The organism is Salinirubrum litoreum (genome assembly GCF_020567425.1).
GTDB classification, from domain to species: Archaea; Halobacteriota; Halobacteria; order Halobacteriales; family Haloferacaceae; genus Salinirubrum; species Salinirubrum litoreum.
Genome location: NZ_JAJCVJ010000002.1, coordinates 956850 through 980229, shown reverse-complemented (window position 1 = coordinate 980229; position 23380 = coordinate 956850). Strand labels below are relative to the sequence as shown.

Genomic DNA, 23380 nt, shown 5'->3' with positions numbered 1-23380 from the left:
CGACTGCTGGCGACCGAACTGCGCGCAGGTCCTCGCTGTCGCTCGGACACTGCCCGGTTTCGGTCGCCAGCAGATCGCGTCCTGTCGGAGTTCGGGCTGTCGAAACAGTGATCGAGTGACCGGGTGGCGTGGGCTTTCGGTATCGAACCCGGCGCGCGCGACTGACGCGCGCGAGGGAGGCAGACGCGGGCGGTGCGGAGAGCGTCTGCCGAGGCTGGGGAGGACGAGGTGCGGTGCTGTGCTGTGCGGTTGCGGTTCCTCGCGCTCGCACGAGTAGCGGTGCTGGAGCGGTTTGCGGTGCTGTCGCGGTCGTTGTCTGCGGTGCAGTACCTATCAGAATCACACTCACGGCCAAGCACTACCCAGAAACCACCGACTCAATCTTCCCGACCAGCTTTTGCCACCAGCCACCCAACCCCCGAGTGATGCAGTACGCAGGCCTCGTCGCGGTCTACGACGACCTCGCCGGGACCGACTCGACCAACGCCAAGCGCGACATCCTCGCCGAGACCTTCGCCGACGCCGACCCCGACCTGCTGGACCGCCTCGTCACCCTGGTCCGGGGGCGTCTCGGCCCGGCCTACGACCGCCCGGACCTCGGCGTCTCCTCCAGCCTGACCCTCGACGCGATTCTCACCGCGACCGGCGCACCCGAAAGCGAGGTCCGCGAGCAGTGGCGCGCCACCGGCGACCTCGGCGACGCGGCGGCCTGGGCGGTCGACCACGGGGGCCAGCAGACCCTCTTCTCCGAACCCCTCACGGTCGCCCGCGTTCACGACACGCTCCGGGAGGTCGCCACCTACGCGGGCGACGGGAGCCAGGGGCGCAGCGTCGACGCCATCGCGGGCTTGCTGGCCGACGCCGACACGAGCGAGGCCCGGTACGTCGTCCGGACCGCACTCGGCCACCTCCGCGTCGGGGTCGGCGAGGGGACCATCCGGGACGCCGTCGCCCACGCCTTCCTCGACGGGAGCGAGGAGTCGATCCGGGCGGTCGAGCGCGCCTATCAGGTGACGACCGACTTCCGCGTGGTGGCCCGGACCGCCCGCGAGGCGGGACGCGAGGGACTCGCCGACCTCGACGTCGAGATCGGTCGGCCGGTGCAGTCGATGCTCGCCGAGAAGGCCGAGCGCCTCGACGCGGGGCTGGCCGACGCGGCCGGAGAGAGCGGGGAGAGTCGGTGTGAGTACAAGTACGACGGCATCCGGGTCCAGGTCCACGTCGCCGGCGACGACGTGTGGCTGTTCACCCGGCGACTGGCGGACGTGACCGCCCAGTTCCCCGACGTGGTCCGGGCGGTCCGCGAGGGGGTCACCGCCGACAGCGTGCTCCTCGACGGGGAACTCGTCGGCTACACCCCCGAGTCGATCCACGCCGACCCCAGTGACCGTGTCCCGGTCGCCTTCCAGCGACTCTCCCAGCGAGTCAAACGCGAGTCCCGCGTCGCCGAGATGGCCCGCGAGGTGCCGGTCGTCGCCCACCTGTTCGACTGCCTCGCGGCCGGCGAGACACTGCTGGACCGCCCGCTCCGGGACCGACTGACCCACCTCGCCGAGAGCTACGAGTCGGTCGCGCCCGACCTCGACGCCGGCCGCGCCGGTCTCGAACCGGTTCGGAGCGAGTGGGTCCCGGCCGACACCGGCGATGGTGACCCCGCCGCGCACGACGGGGACGGCGAACACGGCGACGACCCCGCCGAGTCGCTCTACCGCGAGGCGCTCGACGCGGGTCACGAGGGCCTGATGCTGAAGAACCCCGACGCCACCTACGAACCGGGCCGTCGGGTCGGCCGGCTGCTGAAACTGAAGCCGACGATGGAGCCACTCGACTTGGTCGTCTCGCGGGCGACCTACAGCGAGGGCCGGCGCTCGGAACTGCTCGGCCGACTCTACCTCGCCTGCTACGACCCCGAGACCGACGCCCTCAGAGAGGTCGGCCGCGTCTCCACCGGCTACACCGACGCGGAACTCCAGGAACTGACCGACAGACTGGAGGAGTCGGTCGTCGCCCGCGACGGCCGGGACGTGACCCTCGACCCCGACCTCGTGCTCGAAGTCGAGTACGAGGAGATCCAGTCGTCGACGACCTACGACTCCGGGTTCGCCCTGCGGTTCCCGCGGTTCCTCGGGATTCGTGAGGACCTCGCCCCGACCGACGCCGACAGTCTCGACCGGGTCCAGTCGCTGTACGACTCGCAGTGACGAGTAGGGTCGCCCGGCGGCCCGACAGAAGACGTTTACCGGTCGCCTCGGAATCGGGGGTGCGACACGATACATGCTGGCCCGTCTCGACCCGCGTGACCGACCGGGAACCGCCCTCCTCGTCGGCGTCGTCTGTCTCCTCCTCGTCGCCGGACTCGCGGTCCCGGCCGCCGAAGGCCGTGCCCGAACCGCCGAGGAGCGCCACCTCGAGACGCGACTGGCCGACGCCGACTGTCTCGACGACTGGGGCGTCCGCGAGGGGACGGAACGGTACGCCGCGTCGGTCTCCGGAGTGACGGCGCGAGGCGTCGTCGTCTCGGTCGAGGTCCCGTACGCCTACACGGTCGACCGCGACGGGACGACGGTCTACGCCGACACCGCCAGCGAGGCGACCTACGTCGTCGGTCCCGGTGGGACGGAGCGACAGGGCGGCGACGACGTCCGCCCCTGTGATCCGTGATCGACGCCGGAACCGACTTGCGCCCTCGCTCCCAACGACCCGCAGTGACGGTTCAGTACCGCGACGGGATCGAGATTCACCTCTCGGACGGGACCCGGGTCGTCTGTGACGCCGACGATCCCAGCGACGCGGGCGACGCCGACGACTCGGCCGACGACGTGGCGGTCGTCTCCCACGCGCACGGCGACCACTGGCCGGAACCCGAGGTCACGGCCGTCTGCTCCGACCTCACCGCCGACCTCGCCACCGCCCGGAAGGAGACGCCACTCCACGCGACCGCCGACGACCGGATCGCCCTCCTGCCGGCTGGCCACGTCGCCGGCTCTCGGGCCACGCTCGTCACCGACCCCGACGGCACGCGTTACCTCTACACCGGCGACGTCTCCACGCGCTCGCGGTTCTACCTCGACGGCTTCGACCCGCCCGAGGCCGAGGTACTGATCGTCGAGACGACCTACGGCGAACCGGAGTACGTCTTCCCCGACCACGCGACGCTCGCCGGCGAGATCCGGGACTGGCTGACCGACACCGACGACCCCGTCCTCCTCTTCGGCTACGCCCTCGGCCGCGCACAGAAACTCCAGTTGCTCGCGAGCGAGGCCGACAGAACCGTCTACACGACCGACGCGGTCCGCCGGGTGAACGAGCAGATCGAAGCCCACCGCGACGTGAGGTTCGACGTCTCGGCGTACACCGAGGAGACGGATCTCGGCGCGGGTGACGCGCTCGTCCTGCCGATGACGACAGCCCGCATCGACTGGATCGACCGCCTCGTCGAGTCGACCGGCGCGGTGACGGCCGGCTTCTCCGGGTGGGCCGTCGACGACTCCTTCAAGTTCCGCGGCGACTACGACGTGACGTTCCCCCTCTCCGACCACTGCGACTTCCGGGAGCTGTGCGACCTCGTAGACGCGGTCGATCCCGAACAGGTCTACACGCAACACGGGTCGGCGGACGCCTTCGCCGACCACCTCGTGACCGAGGGGTACGACGCGACGGCGCTCAGGGCGAACCAGACCGCGCTCGGCGACTTCTGATCTCGATTCACGACAGGATGGCCAACTGCCCGTCGTCGGTGGCGACGTACAGTCGATCCGCGACCGGCGCGACCGCACGCACCGCCGTCTCGAACTCGACGGTCCACTGCTCGTCGCCCGCGAGCGTGAACGACTGGAGGAAGCCAGCCCGGCGATCCACCTGCTTCCCGCCGACGAGCACGCTGTCGCCGGCGACGACCGGATCGGCGTAGTAGCCCGACTCGGGACCGTACTCGGCTGCGGTCCAGTCGGTCGCCCCGTCGTCTCGTCGGAGTGCGAACAACAGATTCGCCTCGGTCTCGCGGTCTATCGACACAGCGAGGTAGAGTCGGTCGGGACCGACCGCGAGCCCGTCCGGTCGCTGGCCGAGGTCCCGCCGCCACTCGACCCCACCTGTCGCCGCGTCGAGCGCCAGCACCCCGCCGGTGCCGTCCGTGCGCTCGTCGGTGACGAAGACGGTCCCGTCGGCGACGGCGACCGTGTGGCTGTAGCCCAGCGACTGTTCGACGCGCCACTCGGCGGCCGGGGGGCGCTCGCGGAACGCCCGGATCGCCCCGCGCGGCCGGAGGCGCTCGGCCATCCCCACGTCGGTCACGTAGACTGTGTCGGCGAGTGCGACCCCGGCGTAGCCGAGTCCGTCGCCGCGAGCGACGCGATACCGGCGCGTGCCCTCGCGGTCGTAGGCGTCGACGCCGCCGTTGAACGGCAGAAACGGCCCGCGTGTCGAGGGGACGACCGCGAAGCCGTTCGGTGCCTCGGTCGTCCACTGCCGACTGCCGTCTGCGAGCGAGAGTGCCCGGAACGGGGCGTTCCCGCCGGTGGCGTAGCAGATGTCGGACCCCGGTCGGATCGCCACCTCGTCGGCGTCGCCGGCACGCCACGCGACCGAGCCGTCGGGGCGGTGGGCGGTCAGGCGGTCGTAGCCGCCGACAACGACGCGACGCTCGTCGCCCTCCCCGCCGACGACGACGGTCGAGGCGTCCTCGGTGCTGTCGAACGTCTCGACCGTGGGGTCGGTCGGCGGACTGGCACCGCGGTTCGCGGCGGTCTGCTGGGGGTCGTAGTTCGCCAGCGGCCACGTGTCGGGGTCGGGTGGAATCGGGTCTGCGAGCGGCGAGTCGGCGAGCGGCGAATCGCCGACACAGCCGGCGAGGCTGGCGGTGCCCGCGACTGCCGACGCTCGGAGGAGGGACCGACGAGTGGGCGGCATTCGCTCGGTCGTTGGCATCGAGGCTCCGAGTGGTTTGTGGCTGTGCTGGGCGGTGGCGGCAGTAGCTTGATACCGGTCGCGTGTCAGCGGTCGGACGATGCCGTTCGCCCTCCACACTCGACACTTCACAGTCCGGTGGTGGCTCCCGTGAGTCGCTGGTCCGTCTGGAGTCCCGACGGACACCCGACCCGACTGGACCTCGCTTTTGGTGTCATCGCGGGCGCGACGGCGGTCGTGTCTCTCCTGACCGTCGCCAGCACCCACTGGCTGTGGTTCCTCGCTGGCGTTCTCGTGTTCGGACTCGCGGTCGGTCCGGCGTCGGCGACCGGGGTCGCAGAGCGCGTCGGGACGTGGTTCCGGGGCATCGGCGTCGTCGGCCGGGCGCTCGTCATCGCCTCCGTCGTTGCCGTGGCGTGGGGGTCGGTCCAACTCGTTCCGGGCATCGGCGCCCCACTGACGGCGTTCGGCTCCGGCGGGTTACTGGCGGTCGCAGTCGTCGTCGGGATCGAGTATCTCCGGTAACCCCCGTGTCGGTCGGTGACGCCGACGCCCACAGCACCCATATCGCCGGCGCACCTACCACGAGTATGGCACCACCGACCGCCGGACTCCACCACGTCACCGCCATCGCGGGCGACCCACAGCGCAACGCCGACTTCTACGTCGGCACGCTCGGTCTCCGATTCGTCAAGCGCACCGTCAACCACGACGACACCGGCACCTACCACTTCTACTTCGGCGACAACCGCGGGACGCCGGGGACCAACATCACCTTCTTCCCGTGGACCGACGACGGCCGACAGGGACAGTTCGGCGCGGGCCAGACCCGCGACACGGCGTACCTGATCAGCCCCGACTCGGTGGACTACTGGCTCGACCGCCTCGCCGACCACTGCGTCGATGTCGAGGAGGACGACCGCTTCGGCGAGACCGTCCTGCGCTTCGCCGATCCGGACGGGATCGGTCTCGAACTCGTCGCCAGCGCGGACGCCGCGGACAGCCCCGCCGACCCGTGGCCGGACAGCGACGTACCGGCCGAACACCAACTGCGCGGCTTCCACAGCGCGACGCTCGCCGTCGCCGAGGTCGACCCGACGGCCGAGATCCTGACCGGCGTGTTGGGTTACGAGCGGGAGGCCGAAATCGAAGAGGACGGCAAGCGCCGGGTCCGGTTCCGCACGCAGGACGGCGGTCCCGGCTCCGTCGTGGATCTCGTGGAGACCGACGCCGGCAGAGGACAGATGGGCGTCGGCACGGTCCACCACGTCGCGTTCACAGCCGAGTCGGTCGCCGACCAGGAACAGTACATCGAGGCCTACGCCGAGCACGGACTGGAGGCCACCGATCCCATCGACCGGAAGTACTTCACGGCGATCTACTGCCGGGAACCGGGCGGCGTACTGTTCGAGATCGCGACCACCGGACCGGGCTTCGCCGCCGACGAGTCGGTCGACGACCTCGGCTCGCGGCTCACCCTCCCGGAGTGGCTGGAGGACGAACGCGCGGAGATCGAAGCGAGTCTCGCGGAGTTCGATCCCGACGCGGTCCCGGGTGCCGACCGATGACCGACGACGCGGCCGACGCGCCGGACGGCACGCTTGACGCGCGTGCCGCCGCCAGCGACTTCCGGTTCGACTACCGGCCGCCGACGATCCGGTTCGGTCGCGGGAGCGCCGCCGCCCTCGCGGACGAACTCGCGGACCTCGGCGCGAGTCGTGCGCTGGTCGTCACCGGCCAGACCGTCGGGACCAGCCCCGCCGTGATGGACCCGATCCGGGCGGGACTCGGCGACCGACTCGCGGGCGTCTTCGCCGAGACGACACCCGAGAAGCGACTCTCGACCGCGCTGGCCGCCCGCGATCGGATGCGCGAGTCGGACGCCGACGCCCTCGTCGCGGTCGGCGGCGGGAGCAGTCTGGACGTGGCGACCGTCGCGGCTCTGCTGGCCGGTGACGACCGCGATCCGGACGCCGTGGGTCGGGAGTTCGCGGAGACGGGGACGCTCACGGTACCCGACGCCGCCCTGCCGCCGGTGGTCGCGGTGCCGACGACGCTGGCCGGCGCGGAACTGTCGCAGGTCGCCGGCATCACCGCCGATCCGGCGGGGGGTATCGTCGACTCGGCGACCGCCGGCGGAGTCTCGGACCCGCGACTGATGCCGGCGACGACGGTGTACGACCCCGACCTGGTGGCGACGACGCCGACCGGCGTGCTGTCGGCCTCGGCGATGAACGGCTTCGACAAAGGACTGGAGACGATCTACGCCCGGAACCGGACGCCGATCACCGACGCGACCGCGAGTCACGGGCTGGGTGTGCTCGCGCCCGCGCTCCGGGCGATGGGTGCGACAGCGGAGAGCGCCGGCACGGTCGATCCCGAGACGCTGATCCCGGTGCTGGAGGGGATCGTACTGGTGCAGTACGGCGTCTCTCGCCCCGAGGGCGTCACACTCTCCGTGATCCACGCCTTCGGGCACGCGCTGACCAAGACCTACCCGGTCCAGCAGGGGGCGGCCCACGGCATCATCGCGCCGCACGCGCTCCGGTACCTGTTCGCCGAGTGTGACGGTCGGCGGGACCTGCTGGCCGAGGCATTCGGCGTCGCGGACGCCGCCGACCCGGCGGAAGCGGTCGTCCGCGAGGTCGGAGCGGTCCGGGACGCGCTCGGCCTCCCGACGCGACTCCGGGACGTCGACGGTCCCGACCCCGACGACTTCCCCGAGGTCGCACAGGCGGTGCTGGACGACTCCTTCATGGCGAACGCGCCGAGCGAGTTAGAAGCGACCCGCGAGGAAATCGAGGGTGTCCTGCGGGACGCCTACTGATCGACGCCGACCGCGCCCGCTCTGACCGCCTCGTAGACGGTCCCGGCGAGTCGGAAGGTCAGCGAGTCGCCGTCGTAGCCCACCGTCCGGTCCACGACGTGCTGGTCGGTTCGGAGGACGACACGCTCGGTCTCGCTGTCGAAGCACGACAGCGTGTTCCGGAGCCCACGATACCGGCGGCGCATCACCTGCTCGGGGATCAGTCGCGTCTCCGGATCGGCGTCGGTCCGGGTCACGACGAGGCTGGCGTCGGGTGGGTGCTCGGCGTCGCCGTACTGCGGCGCGGTGACGGTCACGGTCGTGCCGTCCCGAGACGCCTCGACGTCCTCGGTCGGGACGACCTCGACCGGCGGGCCGACGAGTTCGACCAGCGCACCAGACTGCGGGGTCGCGTGGCCGTAGCCGGCGACGACGCCGTAGCGACCGCCGCCGAGGAAGCCGACAGTCGTCTGGTCGCCGTAACTCGGAATCGCCTCGCCGGGGTAGGCGTGGAGGTCCCACGTCTTCGTCCCGCCGGGTCGTACCAGCCGGCAGTCGGCGGTGTGGACCGACGGGGCGACGTGGAACCACTCGCCGTCCACGAGTTTGTAGAGGTTCCAGTGCCCGCACTGTGTGGGCTCTCTGCTCGAGTTGACGAACGCGAACTCGATGCCCTCGGGGAGTGTCGCCCGTTCGGTCTCCGGAAGCACGTAACTCGGCGTCGTCGCGTCGGCGTCGTGGACCCACGCGGTCGGCACCGACTCGCCCTCGCGGGTGCGGCCGACCGGCGGGAGGTCGGTGCCGGCGAACCGCGAGTCGGTCGTCGGACCGGGCCGGTCGGTGTCCCACACCGCGAGTCGGAGGTCGCTCTCGCCTCGGAACTCGTAGACGCCGGTCGGTCGGCCGGTGCCGGCACCGTCCGGGTGGCCGACGAGCGCGTACTCCCCCCGGAGCGTCTCGCCGGGCGCGAGTCGGTACTGCTCGGGTCCCCACTCGCCCGTGTTCGGGGCGTCGGCCAGTCGCCAGATACCGTCTGTGTCTCGCTCGACGCTCGGCGGGTCGTCGACGAGCGGGTGCGCCGCGGTCGGGACGAAGTACAGCGTGGCGCGGTAGGCGGCCTCGTACCGGTCGCGCGGCCGGCCGAGTCGGTGAGGGTTCCGACTCCCGTGACGGCCGAACGGCGGGAGCCAGTCCAGCCGAAACGTGTTTGCGAAGTCGTTGTCGTTGGTCAGGCTCACCGCGACTGCCGGCGGGTGGTCGGCGGTCCCGGTGCGGGCGAACTGGAGTGCCACCCGTGCGTCGTCGTCGGAACGGTACGTAGTCGGCGTCAGCGCGTAGGTCCGCCGGACCGTGTCGAGGTCGACGATGTCGAACGACGCGCTCGGCTTGACCGGCGACTCGTCGGTGGCGTCGCCGGGAGACTGTTCGTCGGTCGCCGTCGCCGGGAGACTGTTCGTCGGTCGCCGTCGCCGGCGATTGGTCGGTTGCTGTCGTCTCGGGTGGGGGATCGGTGTCGGTGGCCGACGACCCGAACGTCGTACAGCCGGCGAGGGCGCTCGCGCCGGTACCGAGCGCCGCGAGGAGGGCACGGCGTCGCATACCCCCTGTGGTGCGGGCTGTGGTAAACGCTTTGGGGGTACTCCGAAACCAGGTGGAGAGCCGACCGAGCGCCCGACGAGGTCTCTCGCGTGGGGCGAGCCGAAAGCGTCAATTAGCGACCGGGTGAGTCTCCCGACGATGCCGAACCCGCCCTTCGTCGAGCCGGGGACGCTCTCGCTCGACTTCGACGCCCTCCGTCGTGAAGCGATCCCGATCACCGCCCTCGTCGCGCTGTTCGGCGGTCTCGCACTCCTCCCGTTCGCCGTCGGAGCCGCGGTCGGTGGGCCACTCGCGCTCCTCTCTGCGGTCGTCGGCCAGTTCGTGCTCGCGGTCGGGACCGCGATGCTGTTGTTGTACGTCGTCACGCGGGCGATCCAGTTGGCGGACGCCTGACTCGGCCGGAACTCGGCACCGCAGTCTGTGAAAGCACCTCCGCAGTCGGCGACCACTCAGGCGTCGGCGACCACTCAGGCGTCGGCGACCACTCAGGCGTCGGCGACCACTCAGGCGTCGGCGACCACTCAGGCGTCGGCGACCACTCAGGCGTCGGCGACCAGTCCGCGCGCGAACGTCTCGATCACGAAGTCGCGGACCTCGGGGTAGCTCTCCTCGCCGATGTCCTCGCGGTGGAGCGTGAGGAACGTGATCGCCCGGATCGCGCCCGCGACCACGTCGGGGTCCTCGCCGTGGACCGCGTCGTCGTCGACCCAGTCGGCGACGAACGACCGGATCAACGCGATGTCGCTCTCCCGATCTGCCTCGCGTTCGGCCTCGCTCAGGTGGGCCGCGACCTGCTGGCGGGTCACGTCCACCAGCATCGTCTCCACCAGCGGGTTCGTCTCGATCTCGTCCATGATGAAGCGGAGGAAGGCGGCGGTCGCGGCCGCTGGATCATCGGCCTCGTCGAAGTCCCGGTCGTGGAACTCCGCGAGGACGCGCTCGCCCTCTCGTTCCAGGACGGCCAGAAACAGCTCCTCTTTCGAGTCGAAGAAGCGGTAGAACGTGCTCGTCCCGATGTCGACCTCGCTCGTGAGATCCTCGATCGTCGTCTTCCGGAGCCCGTAGGTGCTGAACAACTCGTGTCCGGTCTCGAGCAACTGCGTTCTGATCCGTGACTCCTGCTCCGGTGTGAACCCGCGCATAGTCGAACACAGGAATCACGAATACATGAATCGTCTGTTTCTCGTTTCCATTCGTCGGCCAGTGGTCGTCGGTTGGCGGTCGGCATCCACGGCCATCGACTACCACGAACCGCCCGAGACGATCACGAGACGCCGTCATCCACGTTCAAAAATATAGAAACGATACGTTCATATATTCATAGTCGGAAGCGACGAGCGTCATGGCGACGAACGACCCCGCCGACGCAACGGGTCGCGGTCGGTCCACAGACCGCGACACTCGGTCCACCAGCACCGACAGCGACGACCACCGAACAGGATCGGAGAGCGACAGCGACACACGGTCCGCAACCGAATCGGACCTCGCAGACGCTCACGTGATCGTCGAGAACCTCCGGTACAGCTACCCCGGCGCGGACGCGCCGACGCTCCGCGGTCTCGACTTCCGGATCGGTGCCGGCGAGGTGTTCGGCTTCCTCGGGCCGAGCGGCGCGGGCAAGTCCACGACCCAGAAGGTCGTCGTCGGACTCCTCGACGGCTACGACGGTCGCGTCGAGGTGTTCGGCCGCGAGGTCGCCGACTGGGGCGGCGACTACTACGAACGCATCGGCATCTCCTCGGAGTCGCCGAACCAGTATCTGAAGCTGACCGGCAGAGAGAACCTCGCGCTGTTTTCCGGCCTGTACGACGGCGAGACGCGCGACCCCGACGCACTCCTCGCGCTCGTCGGACTGGACGACGCCGCCGACCAGCAGGTCGGCGACTACTCGAAGGGGATGCGCATGCGCCTCAACGTCGTCCGGGCACTGCTCCACGACCCCGACCTGCTGTTTCTGGACGAACCGACCAGCGGACTCGATCCCGGTAACGCCCGGCGCGTGAAGGAGATCGTCCGCGATCACCAGTCGCGGGGCACCTCGGTCTTCCTGACGACCCACGACATGACCGTCGCCGACGACCTCTGTGACCGCGTCGCGTTCGTCGTCGACGGCGAGATTCCGGTGCTGGACGCCCCGAGCGCGTTGAAACGCGAGTACGGCGAGCCGACCGTGACCGTCGAGTACCGCCAGGACGGACTCGTCGAGACCGAGACGTTCGACCTCGCCGGCCTGGGCGCGAACGCCGCGTTCGACCGTCTGCTGGCCGACGACGCGGTCACCGTCGAGCGACTCCACTCCAGCGAGGCGACTCTGGAGGACGTGTTCATCGCCGTCACCGGTCGGGAGTTGGTCTGATGTCGCTGGCGACGATGCTCCGGTGGGACGTGGACCTCCAGATCCGATACGGCTTCTACGCCGTCTACGCGGTCGTCACGGTGTTGTTCTCGGCGGGACTCCTCCTCGTGCCGCCCGGCGCGCGGACCGACCTGCTCGTGCTGGTGCTGTTCGGCGACCCCGGCTTCCTCGGCTTCTACTTCGTCGGCGCGCTGGTGCTGTTCGAGAAGAACGAGGGGGTACTGGACGCGCTCGTCACCTCGCCGCTGTCGATCCGGGCGTACCTCGCCGCGAAGGTCGTCTCGCTGTCGGCTATCGCGCTGGCTGGCGCGAGCGTCGTCACCCTCGTCGTCCACGGGACCAACTTCGACCCGTTCTGGTTCCTGCTCGGACTCGGGCTGACGGCGGGGCTGTTCGTCCTCGTCGGCTTCGTCGCCGTCGCCCGCTTCGACTCGTTGAACGCCTACTTCCTCACCGCGATCCTCTACCTGCTCCCCCTGTCGCTGCCACTCCTCGACCACCTCGGGATCGCCTCGCACCCCCTGCTGTACCTCTTTCCGACGCAGGCTTCGCTCGTTCTCCTCGGGGCCGCCTTCGAGCCGACCCCGACGTGGGAACTCGCCTACGGCGTCGCCTACCTGCTGGCCGCGAGTGCGGTCGCGTGGGTGCTCGCCCGCCGGCGGTTCGTCCGCCACGTCGTTCGGGGGGAGGGTGGCGGGCGGCGCGAACAGGCGGAGTCGGCTCCCACAGGCGGTGCTGTGTCGGGCCTGCTGGACCGACTGGCGGTCGGCCCCATCACGACGCTGGCGGTCGCAGACCTGCGGAACTGGCTCCGCGATCCACTGCTCGTCTACATCGGTCTGTCGCCCCTGCTCCTCGCCGGACTCGGGCGCTGGGGCGTCCCCGCGATAGACGCGGCGGTGTCGTTCGTGGACCTCGCGGCCTACGAACCCGAACTGCTGGCCGCGTTCCTGTTGACCCCGGCCGGCACCTTCGGCTTCGTCGGCGGCTTCTTCGTCTTGGAGGACCGCGAACAGGGCGTCCTGCAGGCGCTCCGGACGACACCGATCACCGGTGCCGGCTACCTGCGCTACCGGGGGTTGGTGATCCTCGGCCTGACTGCGGTCGTGACCGCCCTGACCGTCCCGGTCGTGGACTTCGGGACGCTCCCGCCGGCGACGTTTCTCGCGGTGGTCCTCGTCGCCTCGCTCCACGCGGCCGTCACCGCACTCCTGCTCGCGGGACTCGCGTCGAACACGGTGGAGGGCGTCGGCGTCAGCAAGGGCCTCGGCTTCCTGATCGTCGCGCCGGTCGTCGCCATCGCACTCGTCTCGGGACCGCTCGAACTGGTCGCGGGCGTCTTCCCGCCGTACTGGGCCGCGAAGGCGGTCGTCCTGTCGCTGTCGGGTGGGAGTCTCGTCGCGGTCGCGGGACACCTCGTCGTCGGGACCCTGTATCAACTGGGCGTCTGTGCGGTGCTGGTCCGGCGGTTCGGTCAGTTCGCCGGGTGAGTGAGTCACCCGGACAAAGGTCGTCTCCTCCGAGGTCGTCGCTTCAGCAGTTGCTTCCTCGCAGATCGCCTCCTCGCAGATCCTCTCCTCAGAAGTCGCCGTACAGCGAGTAGGCGACCGACAGCAGGCCGAGAATCTCGGCACCGTTCGTCACCAGCACGACCTGGTACCCCGGCAGGGCGGTGAGGTTCGTCAGGACCGTCGAGAGGAGCGCGGGCACGGCGGTCAGGAGGACGATGCCGACCGCGAGGTACAGCATCGGCTTCGAGCGCGTGGTCGCGTAGCCCTGGTACGCCTTCCGGGCGATCACGAGGCCCAGCAGTGCCGACAGCAGGAACGTCGAGAGCACCGCGAGGATGCGGAGCGCGCCCGACGACTGCACGACCTGGAGGACCGGAAGCGTCTGGGGGACGAGTGCGTCGGCGGGGAGCGTCAGGGTGGCGGGGAGCGTGTCGTGTGTCATCGGAGGCCCTCGTACAGTCGGGTGAAGCGTTCGGCGACCGTCTCGTCGGTCGGGACGTCGTCGCGTTCGGTCAGCGTGACAGTCAGTTCGCCGTCGGTGAAGTCGACCGACACGCGTTCGACGCGGGCCGCGTAGACGCTGTAGTTGCGGCCGCCCTCGACGAACTCGGTGCGTTCGGCGAGCAGGCCACACCGTTGCAGATCGTCCACCCGGCGGTAGACGGTCGGGGGCGAGGCGTCGATTGCGTCGGTGAGTTCGGAGGCTGACATCGGTGACCTGCTGGTGGCGAGGATGATCGCGCGGGCGTACTGGTCCTCGAGGAGTTCGAGCACCTCGGTCTCGTCGCACACCTCGCTCACACTCCGACTGCGCAGGGCGAGACCTAAAAGGCCCCCCGTAGTTTCTGACTCGGAAAGTTGGCCGCCGCGTTAAGACCCCTCGCCCTGATACGACGGGTATGGACAACCTCCAACACGACCGGACCGACGGCGGACAGCCCGCTCGCCCGGTGCTCGACTTCCTCACGGCACCGTTCCGAGTGCAGACGTACCGGAACCTGCTGTACCTGTTCCTCCAGTTCCCGCTCGGCATCGCGTACTTCGTGACGCTCGTCACCCTCGGGGCGACCGCGTTCGGTGCGGTGACCATCTTCACCGAGGCGGTCCCGACCGTCGTCGGCGAGACCCTCGGTGCCGGCGCGGGCATCGTCGCGCTCCTGATCGCGCTCCCGGTCCTCCTGCTCGTCGCCCTCGCGCTGTTCGCGGTCGGCGTCGTCGGCGCGTCGCTCGGGGGCGTCGGCCTGTTCACCGTCGACCGTCTCGTCACCGGCCTCGTCCTCGGCCGCTCGCTCCCCGAGTCCCCCGTCCAGGGCTCGCCGCTGGCCGATCCGGTCGGCTTCGCCCGGTCGTACTTCCTCTCGGCGGGGACGTACCTGTCGGTTCTCGCGGTCCTCGCCAAGTTCCCCGTCGGCATCGCCGCGTTCGTCGTCCTGACAGTCGGGACCGTGGTCCCCACGGTGTTCCTGGTCGCGCCCTTCATCTACGACGACCCCGCCGCCGAGGTCCGGTTCGTGCTCCCGGAGGGGCTGGAACTCAGCTACGTCGACGGCTTCTACACCGTCGACGCCGGCATCGTCGTCCAGTCCGGCGAGTGGGTCGTCGACACGCTCCCGGAGGCGCTGCTGGTCGCCGGGGCCGGTCTCGTGCTCCTCTTGGTCGTGTGCAACCTGTGTAACCTCCTCGCGTGGACGCTCGGTCGCGCGACCGGACTCGTCGCCCGCCACGCCAGCGTGTTCGCCATCCCCGACCGCGAGTGAGTCGGCGCGCTCCCGGCCGAGCGACGGTCCCACCGGTGACCGGTAGAAATATACAGGAACGTTTCGTTTTTCTATTCGTGAACCCCCAGCCAGACGACGCCGACGAGTCGACGGACGACCCCGGCGGAGACAGAGACGGGACCGACAGCGACACCGACCCAGCGACCGCCGCCGAGAGTGCCGGAACCCACGCCGCCGAGACGAACGGGAGCCGACTCACCGACGCGCTGTGGGCACGCCACGCGAACCCACTCAGCGGTTGGTCGCGCGTCCTCACCCTTCCGATTCTGATGACCGGCATCTACACCCGGCGACCGCGTCTCGTCGCGTTCGCGCTGGGGTTCGCGGTGTTCAATCCCGTGTTGTTCTCCCCGCCCGACGACGCCGACGCGTGGATGACCCGCGTCGTCCTCGGCGAGCGCATGTACTACCGGCACCGCGAGGGTCGCGGGGCTGTCGACCTGCTGAACTACGTCAACGGCCCGATCACGGCCTACGCGGTCTACGCGGCCTACCGCAGACGACCGGTCGCCACCGTCGTCGCCACCGCACTGTCGATGGCGACGAAGTTCCTGTTCGTCGGCTACGTCGCGCGGTACTACGAGCAGAACCGGGAACGGTTCCCCGAGGACGTGCCCGCGTTCGACCGGCGGGATGCGTGAGACGACCGACGGGGTCGACGACTCCGAGCGATCCGACTCGTTCGACGGAGTCGACGTACTCGACGGGTCCGGTGCGTCCAGTGTGTCCGGTCCGTCCGGTTTCCACCCGAGTCTCCGCCTCGACGACTCGCCCGCCCGGTCGGTGCTGAATCGGTCGGTCCTCCGCGACCGTCTCCTCCTCGCACTGTTTCGGACACTCACCGCGCACCGGCCGTACTTCCGGGACGGCGTCGAGTCACCACCCTTCGAGGCTCACCGCGAGGCGGTCGAACTCGACCTGTCCCCACTCGACGGCGTGGACGAGCGCGACGCTCCGTCACTCGACGGCGACGGCGGGTACGAGGGGAGTTACGACGTGCCGGCCGAGACGCTGGCCGGGTCGCTGACGGCCGGCGTCCGGGTCGCTCGCTGGGGTGGCGTGGGTGCACCCACCGTCGTCTGGCACCACGGCGGCGGCGAGTACCCCTTCGACCGCACCTTCGACGTGGCCTTCGGCGACGAACCGGACGGGGCCGGGACCGCGCAGTCGGCTGACGACGCGCTCCATCCCGACGTACCCGACGACGCGACCCTGCTCGTCGTCCGCGCGCCGGGGCACGACCGACGCGGCGGGATCACCGAGGTCGGGGCGACGCTGTCGGGCTATCTGGCGACGATGGCCGTCGCGGTCGACCTGACCGAGCGTCTGCTCGCGTGGTGTCGCCCCTGCCGGAGCGTCGTCGCGGGCTACAGTCTCGGCGGCTTCGTGGCGAACCGCCACCACCTCGCGTTCGACTCGGCGGACGCCTACGTCCCGGTCGTCGCCGGGTGTGCACACGCCGAGATCTTCCTCTCCTCGTGGCCGGCGGCCCGGTCGGCGCGCCGCCGTGCCGACCGACTCCGCGAGCGTCTGAACTTCGCCGACGAGTGGGCCGACCGGGATCACCCGACCGTCCACCCCGTCGTGGGCCTGTACGACTGTCTCAACCGCTTCGAGACGCAAGTGCCCTCGTACGGTGACACGACGCCGGACGTGTGGCCCGTCGGTCACTTCGAGGGCGCGGTCGCTGGCGACCGACTGCGTGCGGCGGTGCTGTCGCGACTGTGAGTCGACCCCGGCGTCTGCCGGCGATTCGAGTCCCCTCCGAGGATCGTTTCACCCGAGTTCGTCGTAGTCTGTTCGATCACACTGTTCAACGAACTATCTCACACCCATAGATTTAAGATACATTTGACGACTCGTCTACACGATGCCGAACCGTGGCACGAAACTGATCGCACTCGCGCTGGCGGTGCTGATGGTCTCCGGGACCGTCGCACCCGTCGTCGCGCTGGGGAATCACGACGACGAGGCCGGGAACGCGCCGGGCGTTCCGTCGGTCTCTGCGGACGTGTCCTCCACCGACGCACGACTGGCGGCCGCCCGTGCGCTGAACGAGACGACCTTCCCGAACGAGACGCGGAAGGCCGAACTGGAATCGACGCTGCAATCGACGTTCGCCGGCTATCTCGACGACAACCGGACGCGCGAGCCGTCGTTCGACGCCGACAAGCGGGTCGCGGCCGGGAGCACGTCCGAGGCGGGCGAGGTCGGCGCACAGCTCGCGGTGTCGGACCGGGCGCTGGCGGCGACGGCAATCGCGGACGCCGAGCGTGCCGCCCGACTCGCCGACGAACGCGGGATCGAGTACGACCGCGAGGCGGTCGAAGCCGCACTCACTCGCGCCGACCGGCGACTCGAGCAGGGTGACAAACTGCGCGAGCAGTCGAGTCCGGCCGCCATCGCGCAGTACGCGACCGCGTGGCGCGAGGCACAGACCGCACTCGACGTGGTCGACGCCGCCACCGACCCGCAGGTGACGATCACGAGTCGCCCCGATCCGCGACACGAGGGAACGATCAGCTACGTCGTTCGTGGCACGGTGTTCGACGTTCGGCCCTACGAACTGGACAACGCCACCGTCTCGGTCAACGGCGAGACGCGGGCGACGGTCCCCCTGACGGGCAACACGACCGCGAGCGAGACGACGTTCCGGACGGCGGTGAACGTCACCGCCGATCTGAACCGGATCAATGTCACCGTGGTCGATCCCGGCACGCAGTACAGCACGTTCGTCGGTGACGACGAATCCACCGAGTCGGACGAGTCCGGCGACCTGTCGAGCAGTGCCGGTCCCGGAAACGGGAACGGCCCACCGGGTGAGGGTCCCGGAAACGGGAACGGCCCACCGGGTGAGGGTCCCGGAAACGGGAACGGCCCACCGGGTGAGGGTGACGACGACGAAAACGACGAAGACGACGAGCAGGACGAGGAAGACGACGGTGAGGACGACGAAGAAGACGACGGTGACGAGGAGGACGACGGCGAGTCGGTAGACACCGGCGGCGACCCGGAGGTCGGCTTCGACCTGCTCCGACTCGACGGCGACGGTCTGCCGGGCGTCTACGAGCAGTCGGTCACCGAGACCGACCCGCTCGACCCGGACAGCGACTCGAACCGCACCGCCACGGACGAAGCCGACGACGGCGTCCGTGACGGCCGCGAGGACTTCGACAACGACACGCTCCCGACCTACGGCGAGTACGTCTACGGCACCGACTCCTTCACGGCCGACACCGACGGCGACGGGCTCTCCGACGCCTTCGAGACCGCCTTCTCCGCGGTGAACGCGACCGACGCCGACACCGACGACGACGGCACCCTCGACGGGGCCGAAGACCCCGACGGCGACGGACTGTCGAACAGCCGCGAGGCCGAGTTGGGCACCGAACCGACCGTGCCGGACACCGACCTCGACATGCTGTCGGACGGCGAGGAGGTCGACGAGTACGGGACGAACGTCACGAACCCGGACACCGACGGCGACGGACTCCTCGACGGCGAGGAGGTGCGCCTCGGCAGTGACCCACTCGACCCCGACAGCGACGGCGACGGGGTGCCGGACGGCGAGGAGACGTTCACCTCCACGACCGCAAACGAGTCGCTCGGCACCACCGTCTCGCTCGACGGACAGGGCGCGGTCGCGGCCGGCGTCACCATCGAGCGTGACGACCGGACGCGCTTCGACGCGGGAAGCGTGCAGAACGCGAGCGTCTCGCCGCTGGTCTCACTGGACTCGAGCCGCGAGTTCGAGTCGGCGAACGTCACCATCGAGTACGACGCCGGGCGGGTCGACAACGAGTCGAACCTCCGGATGTTCACCTACAACCGGTCGGCACAGACGTTCGTGCCGGTCGAGTCGACGGTCGATCCCGAGTCGAACACGGTGACGGGGACGACCCCGCACTTCTCGACGTTCGTCGTGTTCGACGTGGCGAACTGGGGATCGCTGTTCAGCGCCGACCTGCCGAGCAACCGTGGGAGCGGCAACGCGACCCAGCAGTTCGTGGACGTCGTCTTCACCATCGACTCCTCGGGGTCGATGGGCGGCAACGACCCGAACGGCTTCCGGAAGACCGCCTCGAAGCGGTTCGTCGGCGCACTGATCGAGGGTGACCGCGCCGGCGTGGTCGACTTCGACTCGAACGCCTTCGTCAGCCAGTCGCTGACGACGGACTTCGACGCGGTCAACCGCAGTGTGGACCGCCTCGACGCCTCCGGCGGCACCGACATCGGCGACGGCATCGACGCCGCCAACCGCGAGTTCGACCGCAACAGCAACGACTCGCGGGCGAAGATCGAGGTGCTCCTGACCGACGGCCGGGCCGCGAGAGCGCCCGCGAGACGGGCCGCAGAACGCGCCGCAGACCGTAACATCACGATCTACACGATCGGCTTCGGCGCGCCGGACGACGTGCTCCTCCGGGACATCGCACAGATCACCGGCGGCGAGTACAACCGCGTGGACGACGCGAGCGACCTCCCGCAGGTGTTCTCACGTGTCGCCAACAACACGACCGGCATTCAGGACTCCGACGGTGACGGACTCTCGGACAACCTCGAACGCGCCGGCATCCGCACCGGGATCGGCGAGACGCTGAAAACCGACCCCTACGACGCGGACACCGACGGTGACGGCATCCCCGACGGACAGGAGGTCGGCGACCCGCTGGAGACGCGCTACGGCGAGTACTACGCCCTGAACTCCGATCCGACCGAGGTCGACTCGGACGACGACGGTCTCTCGGACGCCGAGGAACTCACCGAGTCCTCACAGGTCACTGTCGCCACGAGTCCCGACGCCGCGCGACAGGCACTGAACGCCGAGTCACCGGACGAGATCGGTGACGCGCTGACCGAGTACAACGTCTCGACCGATCCGCTCTCAGCCGACACCGACGAGGACGGACTGGACGACGGCGCGGAGCGACGGAACGCGACCGACCCGACGAGCGCCGACACCGACGGCGACGGGATCAGCGACGCTCGTGAGATCGACATCGGGACCGACCCGACGCTCCACGACTATCAGGGACCGGACGTCGAGGTGATCCGGGCGAACTTCTACAAGCCCGCGTTCAGCTTCGACACGACCTACTACCTGCTGTGGTCGGTGAGTGACGCTTCGGGCGTCGCCAGCACCGCGCTGGTGAAGGCCGGCACGGAGCGGTTTAGCACCACCGCAGACGGTGCCGACGCCGTCAGCGTCAGTTGGCGCTTCTCGACCGGGGCCGGCGAGACCATCCTCGACAGTTTCACCGGGACCTCGGTGACGGTCACGGCCGAAGACGTCCACGGCAACCTGAAGGAGACGGTCGGCCTCGAACGGGCCAACTTCTTCGGCAACCTCGCCGGGCGACTCGGCTCTGACACCATCTTCACGTCGGCCATCGCCGCGAACCTCGGCTCGTTGTCCGGCTTCTCTGCGAGTCTCGGCGCGGTGGCGACGAACGTGATCGACCTGATCCAGCAGGTGCTGGACGATCCGTTGTTCTTCGTGGACACGATCCAGCAACTGCTGGCGCTGGTGAACGACCTCAGCCCGCAGTTGGTCGAACGCATCGTCAACGCCGCCATCGACTCGTTCCAGTCGAAGATGGAGCGGAACAACCCCTACGATCGGGGGGCGGCGCTGTACGACGACTTCCGGGCGAGTTGGTACGCCGGCTACGCGATGGGCTTCGTGGCGAAGGCGCTCGTCGGTGCCTCGGCCGCGAAGGCGATCAAGAGCACCCGGACGGTCCAGCGCATCAGCGACTCGATCCGGAGTACGCGAGTCGGCTCGGTGCTGACGAAGATCGACGATCTGGGTGACGCCGCGAAGACGCGCGTTGCGACGACTATCGTGCGGAGTGCGGACGACGTGCCGGGGAGTTACCTCGGCGAAGCGAGCAATGTCGGCCAAGTCTACCGGCTGTGGCGGACGACCCGGGGTGCCGACGCAGACATCGGTGAGCTGTCTGACCTCGAGCAACGACGCCTCGCGAGAGCGGTCGCACAGGGCGGCTCCGACACCGCGAGTGCGGTTCGGCGATTAGATCAGGCGACGCTCGATGATCTGACGAACTTCGATATCGACGTTCGGACTCGCTCTGTACTCGCACTCCGGTACGCCGAACTGGACGCCGACAGGCGTGCGCAACTCAGTCAAGTTCTCGACGGTGACCCGGACGCGGCCGTGAGCGCGGCGAGACTCGACGACGATGGGCTTCGAGACGCACTGGACTACAGTTGTGGTCTCACGGTGACTGGCGTCGGTGCCGGAGCGGGAGTCACACCGGATCGGCAGTTCTCGCTCTCGACATCGACTATCCAGCAGTGTAGCGTCCAGACCGATCTCGACGCGCCCATGTGGCGCGTCGATTCGGACGTTCGATCCAGCCTCGCGGAGCGCCTCGACACCGACGAATTCGGCCGGCTGGTCCAGAGTAACGTCCCCGAAACGGGACTCAAAGCTATCGATGATCTCGACACCGTCTCGGCGGTCAGGCGTGTCGACGGCGAGGTAAAAATCGACGGTGAAAAGTACGGTATCGAGACGGAACTCGGCTACCCGGACGACACCGAACGATTCTATCTCGACAACAGTGATGCGGTAGACTCCGTCGAGGAGCTTCGTGACCTCTCCAGTCAACAGATCGGCTCGGACGTTGTCGAGGCAGACATCGCTCCCAAACTCGTCGAACGTCGCGGCTGGGATGTACTCTACGCCGACGAGAAAGGCGGTACCGATCCCGGCATCGACCTCATTGCCAGGGACAACGACGGTAACATCGTCGTGACAGAGGTGAAGTTCACGAGAAAGTCCGACACTCCGGGGAAGGGACTTCTCGGGTCGACTCGTGAACTCGACAGTGGAGAAGACGCTCGCCAGATGACCAACGACTGGATCGACGACGCGTTCAACGACGAAATCGCGGACGGCGAGTTCGATGGCTACGACGAGGTCAGAACAGCCATTCAGACCGATAGCTACCGGAAAGAGGTCATCGTCGTGCAGGACGGACGCACCACCAAGACGCTGACTCGTGGACTCAACGACTACGGTATCGATAGAGTGAGTATCATCCGAACGGGTGAAGTAACCAAATGACCTTCACAGACGAGACGCTCAGAGACCACCTCGAACGGAGTGAAGCGGAGGTCCGCCGGATGGGCCGACTCTGGAACGAGGACAAGGTGCCGGTCGACGGCGTCCCCGGATTCGCGTACAGCGCCGCCAAGGCCTACGAGCAGTTGGCCTGTACTGCGGCGCTTCTCGGAGCGGTGAGTCAGTCTCGTCGATGGTTCGGAACCGCCGCGTCCCTCCACTACGAGAGAGTGGTGTCGGGGCGACTCAGACGCGACAGCCGGGAGCGAATGGTCTGGGAAGCCGAGCCACGAAAACTCTCCGAGGCGCTGACGACGGCGCTGTTGAGTCGAGACGAGAAGCTATCGACCGGGATCGCACGTGACGCCGTGGCGTTGGACGAAGCGTACCTCGACGAGTTCGCCGACGAGTATCCGGACTCCGTCGCCAGTTACTATCAGACCCGAGTCAAGGCCGCTCTCGTGCTGGACGACGAACGTGCATCCGAGTGGCTCTCGAAGCTTGTGGAGACCGTCGAGACACTGAGCGATCCGAGTCGGTACTGGCAGGTGATCCCGGAGTTCTACCGGGCGCTCGACGGTGGCGACGAAGAGGCCGCAGAGTCGGCCATCGGAGAACTGCTCGAATTCTACGTCGAGCGCGACACAGACCCGGACGAGCCCCGGAAGTACGTACTTCGGTCGCTCTGTGCGCTCGTACTTCTCGCTCGACGACACGACGTACACGTGGCGGTCGACTCCGCGCGAGTCCCGAAATACCTCGTACAAGAAGCGGTTCCCGACGACGACCGCCGACTCGACGTAGACGTGAGTGACGTGACGGCTACCAGCCGAGTCGGCTTCTTCGACCTCGAACGCGACGAGGACGGAATACCGGTCATCGTCGCTCGGATGTACCAGTCCGGTCGCGGAGATATCACGGCCGACGACGTGCCCGAGCGCGAGGCAGGACGAATCTTGTCGGACGATTGGATAGAAGCCGCATTGGACGAAGCTCGATGGCGTGACCACTACGACGACAGCGTCGTCGAAGACGCCGCCACGGCGTATCGAGACGGCTCGCTACTCAGAAAACTCGTCGTCGTGCAAGACCGAACCGACGGTGGAACGTTCGACGACACGCTATCGGCACTCCCGGTGGACACGATTCAGCTACTCAAAGGAGCAGGGCGGCGGTAGCCAAGGAGGGACGAGGTCGGCTATCTGTCGTCGACACTCACAGCCTCCCTGACTCGTTCGGTGTCGATCAACCCGCCACTGTACACCGTCTCGGAGACAGATAGCCCACCGGGAGGATCCAACCACCGGAGACGGCCTTGCGGTAGCACTCGCAAGC

19 protein-coding genes are annotated in these 23380 nt (G+C 68.8%); 14 read left to right on the top strand and 5 right to left on the bottom strand.

From position 1 onward, the window contains the following. Window positions 1-425: 425 nt before the first annotated feature. The 3 genes from LI337_RS13515 (at window position 426) to LI337_RS13505 (ending at window position 3698) form a co-directional block, all read left to right on the top strand. The gene (locus LI337_RS13515; protein WP_227230366.1) at window positions 426-2201 is read left to right on the top strand and encodes an ATP-dependent DNA ligase; all 1776 of its coding nucleotides are present in this window, start codon (window positions 426-428) and stop codon (window positions 2199-2201) included. A 73-nt stretch (window positions 2202-2274) separates the two neighbouring features. Next, window positions 2275-2661: a hypothetical protein gene (locus LI337_RS13510; protein WP_227230365.1), complete on the top strand. Its 387-nt coding sequence runs from the start codon at window positions 2275-2277 to the stop codon at window positions 2659-2661. Between the two features lie 44 nt (window positions 2662-2705). Beyond that, on the top strand, window positions 2706-3698 hold the full coding sequence (locus LI337_RS13505) for an MBL fold metallo-hydrolase RNA specificity domain-containing protein (protein ID WP_227230364.1): 993 nt from the start codon (window positions 2706-2708) through the stop codon (window positions 3696-3698). 7 nt (window positions 3699-3705) lie between these two features. Here LI337_RS13505 and LI337_RS13500 read toward each other — a convergent pair whose 3' ends face one another. Continuing rightward, entirely contained in the window at window positions 3706-4926 is a 1221-nt protein-coding gene (locus tag LI337_RS13500) for an outer membrane protein assembly factor BamB family protein (protein WP_227230363.1), read from the bottom strand. Window positions 4927-5055: 129 nt separating this feature from the next. On the opposite strand from LI337_RS13500, the gene LI337_RS13495 reads away from it, so the two are divergent. The 3 genes from LI337_RS13495 to LI337_RS13485 all read left to right on the top strand — a co-directional run bounded on the left by LI337_RS13495 (window position 5056) and on the right by LI337_RS13485 (window position 7732). Continuing rightward, window positions 5056-5430, top strand: coding sequence for a hypothetical protein (locus LI337_RS13495; protein WP_227230362.1), 375 nt, complete (start codon window positions 5056-5058; stop codon window positions 5428-5430). A 65-nt stretch (window positions 5431-5495) separates the two neighbouring features. Then, window positions 5496-6473: a ring-cleaving dioxygenase gene (locus LI337_RS13490; RefSeq protein ID WP_227230361.1), complete on the top strand. Its 978-nt coding sequence runs from the start codon at window positions 5496-5498 to the stop codon at window positions 6471-6473. Beyond that, window positions 6470-7732 carry an iron-containing alcohol dehydrogenase family protein gene (locus LI337_RS13485; protein ID WP_227230360.1) on the top strand — a complete coding sequence of 421 codons (1263 nt, stop codon included), beginning with the start codon at window positions 6470-6472 and terminating at the stop codon, window positions 7730-7732. Before LI337_RS13490 ends, LI337_RS13485 begins: the two co-directional genes overlap by 4 nt. On the opposite strand, the gene LI337_RS13480 is transcribed toward LI337_RS13485, so the two are convergent. Then, on the bottom strand, window positions 7726-9300 hold the full coding sequence (locus LI337_RS13480) for a hypothetical protein (RefSeq protein ID WP_227230359.1): 1575 nt from the start codon (window positions 9298-9300) through the stop codon (window positions 7726-7728). The genes LI337_RS13485 and LI337_RS13480 overlap by 7 nt on opposite strands. Before the next feature lie 148 nt (window positions 9301-9448). Here LI337_RS13480 and LI337_RS13475 point away from each other — a divergent pair, with 148 nt between their 5' ends. Beyond that, window positions 9449-9703: a hypothetical protein gene (locus tag LI337_RS13475; RefSeq protein WP_227230358.1), complete on the top strand. Its 255-nt coding sequence runs from the start codon at window positions 9449-9451 to the stop codon at window positions 9701-9703. 146 nt (window positions 9704-9849) lie between these two features. On the opposite strand, the gene LI337_RS13470 is transcribed toward LI337_RS13475, so the two are convergent. Continuing rightward, on the bottom strand, window positions 9850-10452 hold the full coding sequence (locus tag LI337_RS13470) for a TetR/AcrR family transcriptional regulator (RefSeq protein WP_227230357.1): 603 nt from the start codon (window positions 10450-10452) through the stop codon (window positions 9850-9852). A gap of 200 nt (window positions 10453-10652) precedes the next feature. On the opposite strand from LI337_RS13470, the gene LI337_RS13465 reads away from it, so the two are divergent. Then, window positions 10653-11666 carry an ABC transporter ATP-binding protein gene (locus LI337_RS13465; protein WP_227230356.1) on the top strand — a complete coding sequence of 338 codons (1014 nt, stop codon included), beginning with the start codon at window positions 10653-10655 and terminating at the stop codon, window positions 11664-11666. Further along, entirely contained in the window at window positions 11666-13156 is a 1491-nt protein-coding gene (locus LI337_RS13460) for a fluoroquinolone export ABC transporter permease subunit (protein WP_227230355.1), read from the top strand. Before LI337_RS13465 ends, LI337_RS13460 begins: the two co-directional genes overlap by 1 nt. 88 nt (window positions 13157-13244) lie before the next feature. Here the strand turns inward: LI337_RS13460 and LI337_RS13455 are convergent, their stop codons facing one another. Next, complete coding sequence (locus tag LI337_RS13455) at window positions 13245-13619, bottom strand: DUF7521 family protein (protein ID WP_227230354.1); 375 nt, start codon at window positions 13617-13619, stop codon at window positions 13245-13247. After that, a complete protein-coding gene (locus LI337_RS13450; RefSeq protein ID WP_227230353.1) occupies window positions 13616-13978 on the bottom strand; it encodes a helix-turn-helix domain-containing protein in 363 nt (120 codons plus the stop codon). Before LI337_RS13450 ends, LI337_RS13455 begins: the two co-directional genes overlap by 4 nt. Before the next feature lie 98 nt (window positions 13979-14076). Between LI337_RS13450 and LI337_RS13445 the strand changes: the two genes are divergently transcribed. The 5 genes from LI337_RS13445 (at window position 14077) to LI337_RS13425 (ending at window position 23223) form a co-directional block, all read left to right on the top strand. Then, window positions 14077-14934, top strand: coding sequence for a sensor domain-containing protein (locus tag LI337_RS13445; RefSeq protein WP_227230352.1), 858 nt, complete (start codon window positions 14077-14079; stop codon window positions 14932-14934). 77 nt (window positions 14935-15011) lie between these two features. Then, on the top strand, window positions 15012-15596 hold the full coding sequence (locus LI337_RS13440; protein WP_227230351.1) for a DUF6653 family protein: 585 nt from the start codon (window positions 15012-15014) through the stop codon (window positions 15594-15596). Continuing rightward, a complete protein-coding gene (locus LI337_RS13435) occupies window positions 15589-16683 on the top strand; it encodes a hypothetical protein (protein WP_227230350.1) in 1095 nt (364 codons plus the stop codon). The genes LI337_RS13440 and LI337_RS13435 overlap by 8 nt, the downstream gene beginning before the upstream one ends. Window positions 16684-16825: 142 nt before the next feature. Then, window positions 16826-22048, top strand: a complete 5223-nt coding sequence (locus LI337_RS13430) for a VWA domain-containing protein (RefSeq protein ID WP_227230349.1) — start codon at window positions 16826-16828, stop codon at window positions 22046-22048. Then, window positions 22045-23223 carry an Imm49 family immunity protein gene (locus tag LI337_RS13425; protein ID WP_227230348.1) on the top strand — a complete coding sequence of 393 codons (1179 nt, stop codon included), beginning with the start codon at window positions 22045-22047 and terminating at the stop codon, window positions 23221-23223. Before LI337_RS13430 ends, LI337_RS13425 begins: the two co-directional genes overlap by 4 nt. The last annotated feature ends 157 nt before the right edge of the window (window positions 23224-23380 follow it).